This window comes from Hydrotalea flava (genome assembly GCF_001623405.1).
GTDB classification, from domain to species: Bacteria; Bacteroidota; Bacteroidia; order Chitinophagales; family Chitinophagaceae; genus Hydrotalea; species Hydrotalea flava.
Map to the genome: position 1 here is coordinate 1 of NZ_LUHG01000086.1, position 16,902 is coordinate 16,902.

Genomic DNA, 16,902 nt, shown 5'->3' on the forward strand with positions numbered 1-16,902 from the left:
AGCCATGGTTAAATAAAAATGCGGCGCTGTAAATAGACTTTCGCTCAGGCGGCGTGCAATGGTTTTCCGCATTTGCGAAACCGGAACATCTTCGTACCGAACCTGGCCTGCCGGTAATGCCTGTACAGTTGGCGCAGCAGCTGCAGTTGCAGAGGCGGCTGTAGTAGCCGGCACATAATTATCAATATCAGCTTTTATAATTCTGCCATTGTCGCCGCTGCCTTTTACATAGCGTAAGTCTATTCCTTTTTCTTCTGCTAATTTTTTAGCTAATGGGGAAACAAAAATTCTTCCTTCATTCACAACAACAGGTGCAGCAGTTGGTGCAGGGGCTGCAGGAACCGAAGCAGGGGCAGCGGCAGCGGTTGTTGGTGCAGCAGGTGCAGGGGCAGCGCTTTGTTGATTGGTATGTTTTACGGCAGCAATAATGCCATTAATATCTAATCCTTCTTTGCCAATAATACAAAGCAAATCATTCACCTGAATTTTTTGGCCGGCTTTTGCACCCTGATATAATAAAGTACCATCCTTATAGCTTTCTAATTCCATGGTTGCTTTATCGGTTTCAATATCGGCTAAAACTTCACCTTTCTTAACGGTATCACCTACATTTTTGTGCCAGGCAGCAATTACGCCTTCGGTCATGGTATCACTTAAACGCGGCATTAATACCACTTCTTCCATCTTGCTAATATCCATTGCCGGTGCTGGTACATTTGCGGCAGGTTGATCAGGCGGAGTTGCCGGTGCAGCTTTAGCTGGTTTTACAGCAGGCTGTGCCCCGGAATTGGGTGCATGCTGTGCCAGTAACCCACTAATATCTTCGCCGGGTTGGCCTAAAATAGCTAATAAATCATTTACTTGTAACTTACCACCAACGGGTGCTCCGGTGTGCAATAAAACCCCATTCTGATAGCTGTCGAGCTCCATCGTGGCTTTATCGGTTTCAATTTCGGCTAATAAATCGCCTTTTTTTACAGTATCACCCACTTTTTTGTGCCAGGCAGCAATAACCCCTTCGGTCATGGTATCGCTTAAGCGTGGCATTAATATCACTTCTGCCATAGTTCAATTGCTCTTTAAAATGAGCCGTGAAATTAAGTTAAAAATGAGAACAGAAAAGGTAAACCTTTAAAAAAAGACTGTTTCTTCATTTAAATTCAATTGAACGGGTCACACATTTTTTATTTAAATCGATTATTCATTTCCTTATTGCCCCTGTGCCAATGAATAGGCTTTTTTATTGCCCAGCATTAACAGTAATTCTGATGAGCATATTTTAAAATTACCACTCATACTTACATACAATCCTAACACATCCATTTGGTTTAAAGGCATATCATCAATACTTTCAAAGCGAACATTGTATTGGTTTACTAAATTAGTATATACTGATCCGGTAGGCCACACTTGTGTACCACGATTGCTGATATTCACCAATTTAAATTTTACCCCTGCATGGCGCATACATTTATTGGCAATAGCAATGGGCTGTTCATTGCTTTCAATAAAAAAATCAACCCCAACAATATGCTCTTTTTCTGTTTCAATCGATTCGAGCATGGGGTTTTTATCTAATTTAAAATGCGTTTGTGTAGTAGGCATATTAGGCAATGCCGGCTTAGCGCCCAATTCGGGTATTTTCCCAAAATTTTGAATTATGGCCTCTGCAAATGCAGTGGTAGAAAGGGCCGGGATGCTTTTATCGCCAAAATCGCCGGTATGAATACCTTGTTCTAATGTATATAATAAGGCATTTTCAATAAGTGCAGCTGTTTGCATTAATCCCAAATGGTGCAGCATACCGATACCGCTTAACAACAAAGCAGTCGGATTGGCTAAATTTTTACCGGCAATATCCGGAGCCGTTCCATGAACTGCTTCAAAAATGCAAATATGATCACCAATATTGGCAGAGGGTGCAAAGCCTAAGCCGCCAATCAGGCCGGCGCATAAATCGCTTACAATATCGCCCTGCAAATTGGTTAATACCACCACATCAAACAAATCGGGCCGGGTTACCAATTTCATACACAAATCATCTACAATTACATCATCGGCTTTTAATTCCGGGTAATCTTTGGCCACTTCATAAAATACCTGCAAAAACAAACCATCTGTAATTTTCATAATATTGGCTTTATGGCTGCAGGTAATTCTTTTCGCACCTTTTTTCTTGGCCATTTCAAAGGCATATTTTATTAACTGCAAGCTGCCGGGGCGAGTAATAAAACGGCGGCTAAGCGCTACATCGTGTGTAAGCATGTGTTCAATACCGCCATAGGTATCTTCAATATTTTCTCTTACCACTGTAATATCGATAGGAATACCTGCTTTACTAAAAACGGTATCTACCCCATGCAAAGTTTGAAAAGTTCTTTTATTGGCATAGGTATTCCAGGTTTTACGGGCAGTAACATTTACACTTTTTACACCCTTGCCTTTTGGTGTTTCCATAGGGCCCTTAAACAAAATACCCAATGCTTCTATGGTTTGTTGCGCATCGGGTGTCATTCCATTACTGAATCCTTTATCAAAAACCCATTTTCCCATTTCTACAAATTCGTATTGCAGCGGCACTTTCGCTGCGGAAAAAATAGTTAAAACAGCCTCCATAATTTCCGGGCCTATTCCATCACCTTTTGCCACTGCTATTTTATTCATACTTTAAATTTTAGATTGCAAAAGTAAGCTTTCATAGAATTGTTTCCGTAGTAAACAGGCCGGAATAGTGTATTACTGCTTTAAAATTGAATGAACAAATACTATTAACATTGATTTTCTTATCTTTATGCTTACAGATTACACAGCATATGGTTTCAAAAATTTCTGCAGGCATTCAAATTAGCGTGGAAACATTTTATCAGCCGGATTACAGCAATCCTTTAACCCATGAATTCATGTTTGCCTATCGTATTACCATCGAAAACCTCAATGATTTTACCGTTCAGTTGCTCAACAGGCATTGGTTTATTTTTGACAGTAATGGTGAAAACAGGGAGGTAGATGGCGAAGGCGTGGTTGGGGTACAACCTGTTATTCTACCCGGTGAAAGTTACCAGTATGTAAGTGGTTGTAATTTTAAAACAGAAGTGGGCAAAATGAGCGGTTATTATACCATGGAAAATCAAAATACAAAAACCCATTTTACTGTAAATATTCCCGCATTTGAAATGATTGTGCCCGCCAAACTGAATTAATCAGGGTTGGTATTTTGCTTCGTCAAAAATTTGCTTTGAAGGGGTTTCTAATAATTGTTCCAGACTGGTTCCCGGATGTTTTTTCATCCATTGTTTTACAATTTGCCAGCCGGTAAACAGGCCTATATTTCCGGGAGCTGCAGGGCCTAATTCAGGTGTTCCGGGGCCATCATTCACGTAAGGGACAATTTGGGCAGGTTCTGTTTCATATAGCAGATTATTTTGTATGAAGAAACTCCATATATTTTTTTCGTGGGCATAACAGCCGGAAAGCTGGGATTGTGTGTAACCGGTTTTAATACTATCGGCTACATTTGGTAAACAGGCATCTAAAACATACATGCGCTTTCCACTCTCTATCATTTGTTCTATCAAGGGCCTTCCTGCTTTTTTTTCCGGATAATAATCACTTAAAATATTACGCATACAATTTACCGTAATGTATTCCGGTTCAAACCGTCTTGTTTCATAATCGGGATATACTTCACTAATGTATTGTGTATGATAGGCCGGAAACTGATGCCCCAGATATGCCTGCAAGCCAATGGCCAATCCGGATGAAGTTAAGGCACTGCCTATTCCTTCAATAGGACCAATATAAGTAATAATGTTGTGTGGCAAATTGTATTTGGGAAAATAATAATGAAAATATCGAAAAGCAGTGGCAATTTGTTCCGTATACTTTTTAACATTTGAAAATTGCTGTTGAACGGCACTATCCATCGGCGCATAGGTTCTTCTGAAGAGCAGTACATCTTTCAATACGCTATCTGGTTGCGGATACACTGCTAAAATATTATACAAATAATCTTTAATAAAAACAGGATATTTTTTTTGCAGACTGTCTAATCCATGCGAAACATGCATGGTATCCATTGCAAAAAAATCCCGATCAAAACGTTGCAAGGTCAAAGGCATGGGTATATTGGAAACATCGGGTAATTTTTTTTTGGGAGAGCAGGCTGCCAAAAAAATCACTACTGCTATCCAACCTGTTCTACGCATCAATCTGACCATTCCAAAATAATTTACTGCAAAATAAATACAATGTGTTGAGTATTACCATTTATTTTGTTAAGATTGGGCTGATAGCTTTGGTTTAAAATATAGAACTTTGCATTTTTAAACGACAATAATTGATGTACTATTCCTGTTTCATTTAGGTCTATTTGTAAGCACACTTAAAAAAAATTACATGAAGATTTTTTTAGCACAACAAAATTACCATATCGGCAATTTTGATTTCAATACACAAAAAATTATTGCGGCCATAGAAACAGCAAAGCAGGCCGGTGGCGATTTAATTGTATTTAGTGAAATGAGTATTTGCGGATACCCTGCAAGAGATTTTGTTGAGTTCAACGATTTTATTGCCAAATGTTATGCTGCTATTAACGTTATTAAAACGCATACCCAAAATATTGGGGTATTGGTAGGTGCACCTGCAAACAATAATAGCGGAAAAGGAAAGGAACTTTTTAATGCAGCATTTTTTTTATACAATGGCGAAGTGATTGCAGAATTACATAAAACCCTTTTACCTACTTATGATGTGTTTGATGAATACCGCTATTTTGAACCTGCTTTTGATTGGCATGTAGTACCATTTAAAGGAAAGAAAATTGCCGTAACTATTTGTGAAGATATTTGGAACTTAGGCAACAACCCATTGTACAGAACCTGCCCAATGGATGAATTGATGAAAGATGCACCGGATATGATGGTGAATTTAAGCGCTTCACCATTTGATTATACTCATGTTGAAGATAGAAAAGCTGTGATTAAAGCCAATGTATTGAAATACAAATTACCCATGATTTATTGCAATGCAATTGGCAGTCAGACAGAAATTGTATTTGATGGATCCTCATTGGTTTTTGATAAAGATGCAAACCTGTGCAAAGCATTACCCTTGTTTAAAGAGGCAATAGAATCAGTGCATTTGAATGAAGATGGCTATTTAAAAGAACCGGTAATTGAAGCAGCAGCTTATGTACCCGATGCATTATTGGACCCTGCAACTTTACAGGAATCATTGAATATCGATCAAATTTATGATGCGCTTGTTTTAGGGATTCGGGATTATTTTTCGAAAATGGGCTTTACCAAAGCTATTATTGGCTCATCCGGCGGAATAGATTCGGCAGTTACTTTGGCCATTGCCTGCGCTGCTTTAGGTGCCGAAAATGTACGTGCTGTATTAATGCCATCACCCTATTCTACATCACATTCTGTGGATGATGCAGTTGCACTCAGTAAAAATCTCGGTAACCCTTACGATATTATTTCCATTAACCATATTTACGAATCATTTTTAAACACCTTAGCTCCTCAATTTAACGGTATGCCATTTTCGTTGGCTGAAGAAAATATGCAAAGCAGAATAAGAGGTAATGTATTAATGGCATTAGCAAATAAATTTGGCTACATTTTATTAAACACATCTAATAAAAGCGAGTTGGCTACCGGTTATGGTACTTTGTATGGCGATATGGCCGGTGGCCTCGGTGTTTTAGGCGACTGCTATAAATTACAGGTATATGAGCTGGCCCGTTTCATTAATAAAAATAAAATGATTATTCCTGAAAACATCATTCAGAAAGCCCCCAGTGCCGAGCTGAGACCAAACCAAAAAGACAGTGACAGCCTTCCTGACTATACCATTTTAGACAAAATTTTATACCAATATATTGAGCAACGGATGGGGCCTGCCGAAATAAAAGCAATGGGCTATGATGCCGATTTAGTCAACAGAATTTTAAAACTTGTAAATACAAACGAATACAAACGCAACCAGTTTTGCCCCATCATACGCGTTTCGCCCAAGGCTTTTGGCGTAGGCAGAAGGGTACCCATTGTAGGAAAGTATTTAAGTTAATTTTTTTAGTCATGAACCACCATTAATGGTACAATGCTATGAAATGCCATCATTTTGGTATGGCTTCTTTTAAACAGTGTATCAAACAAGCCATGCCTTTTGGGAATTGAAATGATTAAATCAATTTTATTTTCTTTCACAAAATTATTGGCTGTTTCCATAAAATCATTGCCATCTACAAAATGATATTGCGGATTGTATTGATGTAACAAATTATGCAGCATTAAACTTTCATGAGGTGTTTCAGGTGTAAAATGACTATTATCTTTATCAATATTCAGCACATGCAATGCTGCTTTGGTAGCATCCAATATCTTGATAATAGGGTGAATAGGCGTAGTTTCAACAACTTTTTGAAAATCGCAAAGAAATAATACTTTTTCAATTGGCTTTACTGGCGCTTCCTTTGGAACAATGATTACCGGTACAGTAACATTTTTGGCTACCTGTATGGTATTGCTTCCAAAAAGGTTTTCTTCAATGGCATCACCGCCGGTAATACCCATCATTACAACATCAATGGGCATACGTTCGCATACACTCTGAATGCCCGGCGTTAACAGATTAAATTCTGAAAGCGTTTCTACAACAATATTTTCAGGCTGATAAGCCAATAAAATGAATTTAAAATTCTCCAAACCTGCTTCACTTCCCTTCTTCAAATTATCAATCCCAACAGCATCAACCGCAGGAACCAGCGGGTCGGCACCTATTGTAACAATGGTTTGATAGGTATTGTATAAAATTACTTTTTCTGCCTTTATTTGCCGGGCAATTTCCATGGCATAAATGGCGGCATGTTTGGCAGTTTCTGAAAAATCGGTGGGTATTAATATTGTTTTCATGTGTTTACTTTTATAACATGAAGGTAATTTTTAGAAGTCTGTTAAAAAATGATGAAAATCATTTCACAAAAAAATAATATCCTTCCCTTTCACGCTTACCCATTATACACAGTTCCCAATCAATCAAACCTACATTCGTTCAATAATGCCTGCAATGCCCTGACCACCGCCTACACAGGCTGTTACCATTCCGTATTTTTTATTCAGTCTTTTTAAATCATTCAAAATTTGGATGGTTAGTTTAGCACCGGTGCATCCCAATGGGTGCCCCAACGCAATAGCACCCCCATTAATATTTACTTTAGCCGGATCCATTCCCAACGCTCGAATTACTGCAACAGACTGGGCTGCGAAGGCTTCATTCAGTTCAATTAAATCTACATCTGCTAAATTCATTCCCGCCTGTTTTAAAACTTTGGGTACGGCAGCTACGGGGCCAATTCCCATAATACGCGGATGTACACCGGCACTGGCACAATTTACCAAACGGCCTATGGGTTGTAAGCCCAATTCAATCATCATCTTCTCACCCATTACAACTGTAAAAGCAGCACCATCGCTGGTTTGCGAGGAGTTACCGGCAGTAACGGTTCCATTCAGCGCAAAAGCAGGTTTTAATTTAGCCAGCCCTTCAACAGTTGTATCGGCACGTAACCCTTCATCGGTATCTACTACATAAGAGCGAATTGCTTTTTTACCTTTTTCATTTACATAGGTTTCCTGTACCGTAATAGGTAATATTCCCGATTTAAAATAGCCGTTTTCAATTGCGGTTTTTGCTTTTTGGTGCGAGTGGTATGCAAACACATCCTGATCTTCTCTTGAAACATTAAATTCTTTTGAAACCGCTTCGGCAGTTAAACCCATGCTCAGGTAATAATCGGGTTCATCTTTTGCAATATTATAGGATGGAACCGTTTTCCAGCCGGTTGTAGGCACCAAACTCATACTTTCCGTACCGCCGGCAATAATACAATCGGCCATACCGGTTCTTATTTTAGCAGTTGCCATGGCAATACTCTCTAACCCGCTGGCACAATAACGATTAATGGTAATACCTGCCACTTCAACACCCAATGCTTTAGCTGCAATAATTCTACCAAATTGCAAGCCTTGTTCTGCTTCCGGCACAGCATTACCTACAATTACATCATCTATCCGTTTATAGTCTAACTGCGGAAGGGCAGCCATCAATCCTTTTATCACTTCCACCGCCAAATCATCGGGACGGTAAAAACGAAAGCCACCTCTTTTGCTCTTGGTAACTGCGGTCCTAAAACCTGCAACGATGTATGCTTCCTGCATAAAAATAATTTTACTCATCAAATGTAATAAAAAGTTGTTTATGCAACTATATATTCATTGAATTTTACCATTTCGGTTTTCAACAAATGAAACCAATAATTAGTTAATCATGCAGAAAAAAATATGGAAAAATGTTGTGCTTCTACTGTTGCGTATACCGTAATATGCTATCAACAAACAAGGATTCTGTTCCTTATTCTTTGCACTGCTTTATCTTCGCAGCCATGTATGCATTGATTAGAAAATTATTGTTTCAAATGAACCCTGAAAGGGTACATTATTTTGCGATGAATAGTTTACAAAAGGCTTGTAATATTCCTACTTTGCAACATTTTATTGCACAACAATTTTCCATAAAAGATGCGGCTTTGGAAAAAGAAGTTTTTGGGCTTCATTTTAAAAATCCTGTTGGACTGGGTGCGGGGTTCGATAAAAATGCAGTTTATTTAAAACCACTCAGCAGTTTAGGGTTTGGATTTGTTGAAATAGGCACTGTTACACCTAAAGCTCAGCAAGGCAATGAGCCACCACGGTTATTTAGATTGCCTGCCGATAAGGCTCTAATAAACAGAATGGGATTTAATAATGATGGCGTATTAGCCATACAAAAAAGATTAGCAGATTGGAAAAACAGTGCACAATCACCTGAAGCAGCATCAATGATTATTGGAGGGAATATTGGCAAGAATAAACATACCGAAAATGAAGATGCCTGGAAAGATTATACTATTTGCTTTGATACCTTATTTGATGTTGCCGATTATTTTGTAGTGAACGTAAGCTCACCCAACACCCCGGAATTAAGGGCTTTACAGGAAAAAGATGCTTTGAAAAAAATTCTCGCTTCCTTACAGAATATCAATTTTGGGAAGTCACAACCCAAACCTCTTTTACTTAAAATTGCGCCAGATTTAACTACAGAACAATTAGACGATATTATTGCATTAACAGAAGAAGTAAAGCTTTCCGGCCTAGTTATCAGTAATACTACCATTAGCAGAAAAGGGATGAACCACACAGCAGCATCTGTTATTGAAAAAATGGGTGCGGGTGGATTAAGTGGCGCACCGCTTCGCGAAAAAAGCAATCAAGTGTTGGCTTATGTTGCTACACAAACCCAACACCATTTACCCATTATAGGAAGCGGAGGAATTTTTACGGGTGCCGATGCCCAGGATAAATTTGCAGCAGGTGCTCAATTAGTACAGGTTTGGACCGGTTTTGTGTATGAAGGACCGGGTATTGCACGCAATATTTGCGAGTCTTTACTAAGCCGTTGATTGCTGTTACTCATTAAAAAGTAATTCGGAAACTGCCAAACACACCAAATTTATTTACATTTTCATTAACTGACGGAGTTGGCGATAAGCGCCAAATAAAATCAACACGAAACAGCTTAAATATATTATCGATACCTGTTCCAATTTCTGTATACGCATGCCCGTCTAACGATTTAAAGGGGGCATTGCCTACATAGTTCAATTGCTGATTGTCAGGGCTTAAATTGCCTACTACAGCTTTAAATGTCCATAACTGCCGCAACTTCAGTTTACGGGTTAATGAGGTTAATCTAAACAAACCATTACCTACATTGTGTTCAATATTAATACCTGCATATTGATCGCTTACATATTCAAAACGATTCATTAAGCTGAAAGCATACCTGTTATAATAGTACTGCTCATTACCGGGATGTACTTCCAGAAACTGATATGGTGCTGTTCCAAAAATTTTACCGCCATACACATTATAATAAACATAACCAAATGGTGCAATTTTTAAATAATCAGAAACAGATAAACTTACTTTATCATAGGTGTAACTACTGTTTAAAACACCGGGGAAGCCATGCGCATAGTTGAATAATACAATAGGATAATTGCTACCCAAACTATAACGTGTAAAATTACTGACCAGGGTACGTTCATCGTAAGCATAACGAACACTAAATCCGGCTTCAAAGGTTTTTAAGGGGGTACCGCCATTCGTAGTAGGAAAATATTGTTTACCGGGCAAGTTTAATAATGCTTCATATTGTTTAGAAGTGAAAGAAGTGCCAAAGCCAAAACCTGAATTGGTCTCTGCATAATAGTTCAAATCCCATTCTTCTGAACGTTGGTATTTAAAAGGAATATTAGGCCTCCTGAAAATGGTAGCAAAAATATTATCGGTACCTAACTGATCAGCATACATCTGGCCATTATCCAAATCATTTCGATACTTTAAGTTGATGTAACTCCAGGGTTGCCTGCTAAACTGATACCGTATTTCACCCAGCCCTTTTAGCCCTTTATCTTTAAAGCCATAAGCCAGATAAGTATGTGCAAACCAATGCTCATTAAATCCACGATTGGTTTCCACATCAAAACGAACCCTTGCACCTTCATAGGGGTTGGCGCTTAACCAATACCACCAGGGCCCAATACGTACATTGCCCACATCTTTATACCCTTTCGCTAAAAACTCTAATGTATTTCGATAATGAATATAAGTTTTATTATTTTCCAATGTATCTAACAATGCATACACCGTTTTTTCACTTTTATTCAGTTCTTCATGCCGATGATCGGCCCAGAATGAATCGGGCAAATTGGTAATATTGGGTAATAGATCAACTTCACTCGGTGTTTTGGCTGAATCGAGCATGCGGGTAACATAAGGGCTGTTCAACAATACCTTTCGGTAAGTGGTTGTTTTTCGTCCTTTAAAAGCCAGTTTATTTTTCCCAAGGGGCGAAATATCTACCACAAATTTATCTTTCGATAAAAACCAGATACTATCATCAATTAAACGGTATTCCTGAATTAAAGTTAATCCGCTGATGAAATTCAAATTTACGTCAACGGCAGGCCGTAAGGTAATTTTTTGAATAGCAAAACTGGTATCATTTACCCAGCAATCTCCTTCAAATACATCTTCACCTATGTGTTTGGGGGTAAACTTAAAATGCACTAAACGCCGATGATTGAGGTATTGTGTATCTAATAATTTAAAGTTATAAAACTTATCGCCATGTTCATTAAAAGGGCCAATGAAATCTCGGTTAAACACAGGAATGGTGTTGGCATAAATATCTACAATCTGGTACATATTACCCAATTGTTTTATCAGGCTTTCATTATCAATGCCATTGGTTTTGGTTGCTTTAATAATTTCGCGGGAACGTACGGGATTATTTTGATGATAATAATCTGAAATGGTTTCGGTTAAATAAGCCGGTAAAAATGGTTTATCTTCTGAAGTAGAGTCAATATAATTGAACACAAAATTCAAAGGCTTTACCAAAAAGTTTTTGGAAAGTTTGGCAGTGTTAATATTGGCAATATCTAATTCTAATTTATTGTAAGCCTCATAATAAAAATTATTCCAGTGGGTACGCTCATGATCAGCTTTGTGCTGCATAATTTTTCGCCAAAACCATAAAGCCCGGTTGTATTTGCTTTTAACCACCACATCATTACTGGGCAACAATTCCATTTTAACAGTAAAAAATGCCGAGTCTTTAAATAAGGCACTGGGTATTAAAACATTTTTATATCCAACTGAACTGATTTGCAAGGTATCATTGTGACTCCATTGACCGGAAGTAAATACAAAGCGGCCGGAAGAGTCGGTTAAAACGCCCTGCCCGCTCAATTTAAAAACAGCAGTAGAGAAGGGAATAGGCTCATCACTTTGTTTATCTACTATGACTCCACTAATTTTAATTGCCTGTGCTACAGTTACTGCGCTACACATCCAAACCAAAAGAACACTCAATAGGGTTTTCTTAACTGCATGCCATATCATAGCGCAAAATTAAAGGATAGGGGAATGTAAATAGAGACATAAGTCACAATTAAATTTAATTTATTTTAAATCATACCCAATAACTTTTGGTTAGATAGCCCTTTTTTATGAAATGCTGCTTTTGTAAAAATGAATGGAAAAAATACAGCTTTCAATGGTTATTATTTAAAATAAATTAATGTATAACAAGATTTTTCAAAAATGCTTGCTGCATATTTCCCAATAACAATAACTTTAAACTACAATTCAAACAAGGGAATGACCTCATTTTTTATTGCTGTGAAATATGCTGCTATCGGCATTTATACATTTTTTATACAGGAAAGAAATGCAAAAATACAGTTCTTTATAGCCATTCTTACCCTTTTTCTCAGTTGGTGGTTACATATTTCAAACATAGAATGGATACTGGTTTTGCTTTGCATGATGCTGGTAATTGGGTTAGAAATGATGAATACAGCTATTGAAAAAATCTGCAATCACATCACACCTAATTTTCATCCTAACATTAAAATCATTAAAGATATTGCTGCAGGCGCCGTACTTTGGGCAGCCTGTTGCAGTGTAATAATTGGTTGCATTATTTTTATTCCAAAAATCACTCACTATATTTTCAATTGGGAATAAAAAAACCGATGCAATGGATGTACACCGGTTTATTGAAGCATATCATATTAATTTCATTAAAAATCTAACCCAAGTGATAAATAAAATACAGATGGCCCTCTAAATAAGCCTTTCATTGGCCAACCTAAATCGGCTCTAATAAAGTAGCCCAGCAAAGTACTTCTTGCTCCAAAGCCATAACCGCCGGCAAAAGGGCCTAAACCACCGGCATCTAACCTTACTGAAATAGGATTACTGGCCGGATTGGGAGATGGGAAAATTTCAGTAGGCCTTTTAATGCCATTGAATTTTCCGTTCCATGCGGTACCTAAATCAATGAATTGAACCAATTGAAAATTCCTTAAAAAGGCATTATTAATGGGCCGGTTGAACAGGGTTGAAAATAAAGGGAACCTTAGTTCGCTATTAATAACCACTGCATTATTTCCATTGGCCACATTTTGGTTATAACCACGCATATTTAAAGCCAAAGATTGAAAAGCATAGGTTTGGTCGGGTGCAGGTTGATTGGCACTATTGAATTTTGGATTAACCCAGCCATCCGTTCCTCCCAAATAGTAAATAATTTTTTGATTGCCAAAACTAAAGTCGCCTGCTGCTCTGGTTGCCCAAATAAAATTGCGATATATTTTATAATAGTTTCTGGCATCAAAACCTAAGTTATAAGTTTGATTACCACTGCCACCGGTAGTTCCGGCAATGGGCTCATTAATATCGGCATATACTTTCCAGCGCAAACCATTCCAGATATTCTGTGCCGGGTTGATGGTATTATCATAAACATACTCAATATGCCCCACTAAATATTGTGCACTGGTATCATTTACCTTGAGTGAAAACTGATCTGCAGGTTTTATAACGCCAAGGTCTTTACGTAAGCCGAATGTTGCCCTTAAACTTCTTACCTCATCAAACGGATAGGCCACATTGAATTGATATAGGTTGGTGATTAACTGGTTATCATAAGGGCTGGTATTAAAGAAATTAGTTTGGGTACTACGGTAATAAGTTACACCCCAGTCAACCCGTTTTTTCAGGTTTTGAAAGGAGAAAAAGAAATCTTTATCTTTTAAAGAAGTGCCGAAACGAATACCTCCAATAAATTTAATGTCTTCCATCAAATCGCTGACACCTGCGCGGAAGCTCCAGTTAATGGCACTTCCATTGTTCAACTGAATAGGGCCGGCACCACCTGCATAAGGTTGATAACGATTCACCAAAATATTATTGGTAACCCCAGCCAATAAATAGTCAGCGCTGAATTTTAAACGGTAATTAAACAGTTTGGTTTGTTTTAAATAATCGTGTTGGTTGGTGTTGCCAGAGGCATTATTCCCGGCAATATTGGTGTTTATTACATTTGTTGCAGCAGTATCCGCTTCATTTGAAAATTCATTTTGAAAAAAGTTTTTTGGTACTGGTTTTACCGTATCAACTAATGCAACAGGCAGTTTCTTTTTGGAATTATTGGTGTAATTTAACGGTTCACCCCGTGCAATTTTTTGTGCATTCATTTGCTCTTGCATGTATTGTGTAGGCCGGGCATTCACGTTTCTTCTGTTCAATGCTGTTTCATCTACTTTTAATTTGTAGAGAAATTTAAAGTCACCTTCCTGTCGGGTTTCACTAACCTGATCGTTATTACCTGATACCCTTGATTCTAACAATGAACTTTGATAATTGGTAATAGGGAAAGTATAAGTAGAATCTTTATACACCTGAAAATAGCTGATACTATCGGCTTCGGGTTTACGCCAGGCAGCTAAGGTAGAATCCAACTCTTTTACAGAAGGATTTCTCAACATTTCAGTACCAATATAATACAATGTGTCAAGCCCATTCCGTTTGGTAGAGAAAAAACCGGCCCAACGGTTACCAATTCCATTCTCATCACTCACAAAAGTAAAGTGATTGGTATTGTATTGCATCGGGTAAGTAGCATTACCATATTTTAAATTCGTAAGTTGTGTAATTTGTTTGGTTTTGCTTTTGTTTAAAATATCAATCAGGAAAATATTGAAACGGTAACGGCTTGGCAAAACGGTATCATTACTGGGGGCAGAAGGGCTGGGTCTGTTAGAGGAAAAAATGATACCGGATCTGTTGGGGAAAGATACAAAATTGGGATACAATTCATCATACACATCATTGGTTACCTGCTCTATTTTCTGGTCATCAATTTTATAAATAAACAAATCTGTCTGACCATTTTTTACGGCACTTAAAATAAGGGTATTGGCATCGAGCATAAAAGAAGCATCTGTAATTTGCTCAAATCCGGTAATTTCCTGTTTATACCTTTTATAACGTGCCAATACATCGTACACAAACATTTTAATTTTTCCTTTATCCCAATAAATTACTAAAAGTCGGGTTCCTTTGCCATCCCAGGCTAAAATGGGATAATTGGGATTTATATCGCCTTCGTTGGTACGAACGCCGTAATCTAACAATATTTTTGTGTCATAAAAATTTTCAACATATTTAACCCGGTAAACGCCTTTCTTAAATTCAACTACGGCATAGTTATTATTGCGTGGATTGGGATTTGCCTGAAAACGGAAATAATCATTTTTGCTCACATCTTCCGATACATTTAAAACTCCTTTGGGTGCATTTCTTCTTTGGCGAATATCTTTGTAATAACGGTCTTGCATTTGCTGCATAAAATCATTCAAAACCTCTTTAAATTTTTTCTTACAAATTTTTTCAGAAGCACTATTCAAACTTTTGTAAATACGGGCTAAGTATAAAAAATAAGTTACATTTTCTTTTCGGTAATGTTCGGCAATGTAATACCAAAAGGCGTTACCCGCTAACAGCGGTTTATCGAATGCAAACTGGTAAAAATTATTATAGTTTCCACTTAACATGGCACTTTTTAACTGGTCATCTTTTTCTGTACTCCAATTCTCGGCCGCATAAGCCACATAACCATCGGTTAACCATTGCGGCAAATCCAATAAAGCCTGATTACTGGCAAATTCACCAATATCATCACCAAACAAAATATTATCGGTTAATACTTTGGCAATTCCTTCTCGGATCTGATTTCTTAAATGGTTATGATTGCCATCAAAAAAAACTACAATTTTATTGTTCACCAATTTGGTTAATCCACCGGCATTTTGCCAATCAATGCCAATGCCTATATTACTTTGTTTAAAATCGTTATAACTATTGTACACCACAATATTGGTGCGGCGTTGCAAACTATACTCGGTAAATTTTTCTAACTCAGGTAAATTATCTTCTGCAACCTGTGCTACAAATTTTCCCAATTCAGTACCACCTTGTGTAACATAGGTATTGAAATTAGGTGACTGGTAAAATTTCCATTTGAATTTGTTAAACTGTACCCTGTTTTTACCAAATTCAACCATATTTACCTGTGCCGTAACCGCTACCGGTAAAATGATAAATAATAAGATTGTAACTTTATGAATGATTGATTTCATTTGCATATCCAGTCAGAATTTAAAAATGTTCGGGGCATCAGAAACGTTTGTCCAAAATTTTAAAGTGAAGATATTGGTCAATTAATTTCTAATTCCTCAATACTTGTTAAAATTAAGTAATTACCCATTATCAATTTAAAAATAAGCACATGTTGCACATTAAAGTTTTTACGTTTAACCCCATTCAGGAAAATACTTACCTTATTTATAATGATGCCTTAAACGCTGTAATTGTTGACCCAGGCTTTTATTTTTCTTCAGAACAACAGGTTTTTAGCGGTTATATTCAAAAAAAACAATTAACCCCTTCTTTACTCATCAATACACATTGCCATTTAGATCATGTTTTTGGAAACAAATGGGTACATGAACATTATAAAATTGAACTTTGGGCACATAAAGATGAAATACCCATGTTAGAAATGGCACCCATTTCGGGCCAGCAATGGGGCTTGCCATTTGAAAACTATAGTGGAAACATTAATTTATTGCAGGAAGGAGATAAAATATATTTAGATGAGGATGAATTTGAAATTTTTGAAGTGCCAGGTCATTCACCTGCCAGTATTTGTTTATACCATGCGCCTCAAAAAATTTTAATTGCAGGCGATGCGCTTTTCAGAGAAAGTATTGGAAGAACTGATTTACCCGGAGGCAACCACCATCAACTTATTAAAAACATTAAAGAAAAATTGTTTGTTTTACCGGAAGATACAGTGGTATACCCGGGGCACGGACCTGCCACTACCATTGGGCATGAGTTGCGCTACAACCCCTTCCTGCAATCATAATATAATATC

The 16,902-nt window shown here is 37.4% G+C and carries 12 protein-coding genes; 5 read left to right on the forward strand and 7 right to left on the reverse strand.

Features of this window, described 5'->3' with window-relative positions; all coding sequences use genetic code 11:
• Both A0F92_RS09780 and A0F92_RS09785 read right to left on the reverse strand, forming a co-directional pair.
• Nucleotides 1–1,065: biotin/lipoyl-containing protein (locus A0F92_RS09780; RefSeq protein WP_167516997.1), on the reverse strand; the 1,065-nt coding region annotated here is incomplete at its 3' end.
• Nucleotides 1,066–1,209: 144 nt separating this feature from the next.
• Nucleotides 1,210–2,664 carry an isocitrate/isopropylmalate family dehydrogenase gene (locus tag A0F92_RS09785; RefSeq protein ID WP_068245044.1) on the reverse strand — a complete coding sequence of 485 codons (1,455 nt, stop codon included), beginning with the start codon at nucleotides 2,662–2,664 and terminating at the stop codon, nucleotides 1,210–1,212.
• Between the two features lie 149 nt (nucleotides 2,665–2,813).
• Here A0F92_RS09785 and apaG point away from each other — a divergent pair, with 149 nt between their 5' ends.
• Nucleotides 2,814–3,200: a Co2+/Mg2+ efflux protein ApaG gene (apaG, locus tag A0F92_RS09790; RefSeq protein ID WP_068245047.1), complete on the forward strand. Its 387-nt coding sequence runs from the start codon at nucleotides 2,814–2,816 to the stop codon at nucleotides 3,198–3,200.
• On the opposite strand, the gene gldB is transcribed toward apaG, so the two are convergent.
• Nucleotides 3,201–4,217, reverse strand: coding sequence for a gliding motility lipoprotein GldB (gldB, locus tag A0F92_RS09795; protein ID WP_167516998.1), 1,017 nt, complete (start codon nucleotides 4,215–4,217; stop codon nucleotides 3,201–3,203).
• A 178-nt stretch (nucleotides 4,218–4,395) separates the two neighbouring features.
• On the opposite strand from gldB, the gene A0F92_RS09800 reads away from it, so the two are divergent.
• A complete protein-coding gene (locus tag A0F92_RS09800; RefSeq protein ID WP_068245053.1) occupies nucleotides 4,396–6,078 on the forward strand; it encodes an NAD+ synthase in 1,683 nt (560 codons plus the stop codon).
• Nucleotides 6,079–6,083: 5 nt separating this feature from the next.
• Here A0F92_RS09800 and A0F92_RS09805 read toward each other — a convergent pair whose 3' ends face one another.
• Both A0F92_RS09805 and A0F92_RS09810 read right to left on the reverse strand, forming a co-directional pair.
• On the reverse strand, nucleotides 6,084–6,923 hold the full coding sequence (locus A0F92_RS09805) for a universal stress protein (RefSeq protein ID WP_068245059.1): 840 nt from the start codon (nucleotides 6,921–6,923) through the stop codon (nucleotides 6,084–6,086).
• A gap of 129 nt (nucleotides 6,924–7,052) precedes the next feature.
• Complete coding sequence (locus tag A0F92_RS09810; protein ID WP_253810334.1) at nucleotides 7,053–8,246, reverse strand: acetyl-CoA C-acyltransferase; 1,194 nt, start codon at nucleotides 8,244–8,246, stop codon at nucleotides 7,053–7,055.
• Between the two features lie 206 nt (nucleotides 8,247–8,452).
• Here A0F92_RS09810 and A0F92_RS09815 point away from each other — a divergent pair, with 206 nt between their 5' ends.
• Nucleotides 8,453–9,508: a quinone-dependent dihydroorotate dehydrogenase gene (locus tag A0F92_RS09815; protein ID WP_068245061.1), complete on the forward strand. Its 1,056-nt coding sequence runs from the start codon at nucleotides 8,453–8,455 to the stop codon at nucleotides 9,506–9,508.
• A gap of 13 nt (nucleotides 9,509–9,521) precedes the next feature.
• On the opposite strand, the gene A0F92_RS09820 is transcribed toward A0F92_RS09815, so the two are convergent.
• Nucleotides 9,522–12,017: a DUF5686 family protein gene (locus tag A0F92_RS09820; RefSeq protein ID WP_068245064.1), complete on the reverse strand. Its 2,496-nt coding sequence runs from the start codon at nucleotides 12,015–12,017 to the stop codon at nucleotides 9,522–9,524.
• Nucleotides 12,018–12,275: 258 nt separating this feature from the next.
• On the opposite strand from A0F92_RS09820, the gene A0F92_RS09825 reads away from it, so the two are divergent.
• Complete coding sequence (locus A0F92_RS09825; protein ID WP_068245197.1) at nucleotides 12,276–12,644, forward strand: diacylglycerol kinase family protein; 369 nt, start codon at nucleotides 12,276–12,278, stop codon at nucleotides 12,642–12,644.
• 56 nt (nucleotides 12,645–12,700) lie between these two features.
• Here the strand turns inward: A0F92_RS09825 and A0F92_RS09830 are convergent, their stop codons facing one another.
• Nucleotides 12,701–16,108, reverse strand: coding sequence for a hypothetical protein (locus tag A0F92_RS09830; RefSeq protein ID WP_253810336.1), 3,408 nt, complete (start codon nucleotides 16,106–16,108; stop codon nucleotides 12,701–12,703).
• Nucleotides 16,109–16,251: 143 nt separating this feature from the next.
• On the opposite strand from A0F92_RS09830, the gene A0F92_RS09835 reads away from it, so the two are divergent.
• The gene (locus A0F92_RS09835; protein WP_068245071.1) at nucleotides 16,252–16,893 is read left to right on the forward strand and encodes an MBL fold metallo-hydrolase; all 642 of its coding nucleotides are present in this window, start codon (nucleotides 16,252–16,254) and stop codon (nucleotides 16,891–16,893) included.
• Nucleotides 16,894–16,902 lie beyond the last annotated feature (9 nt).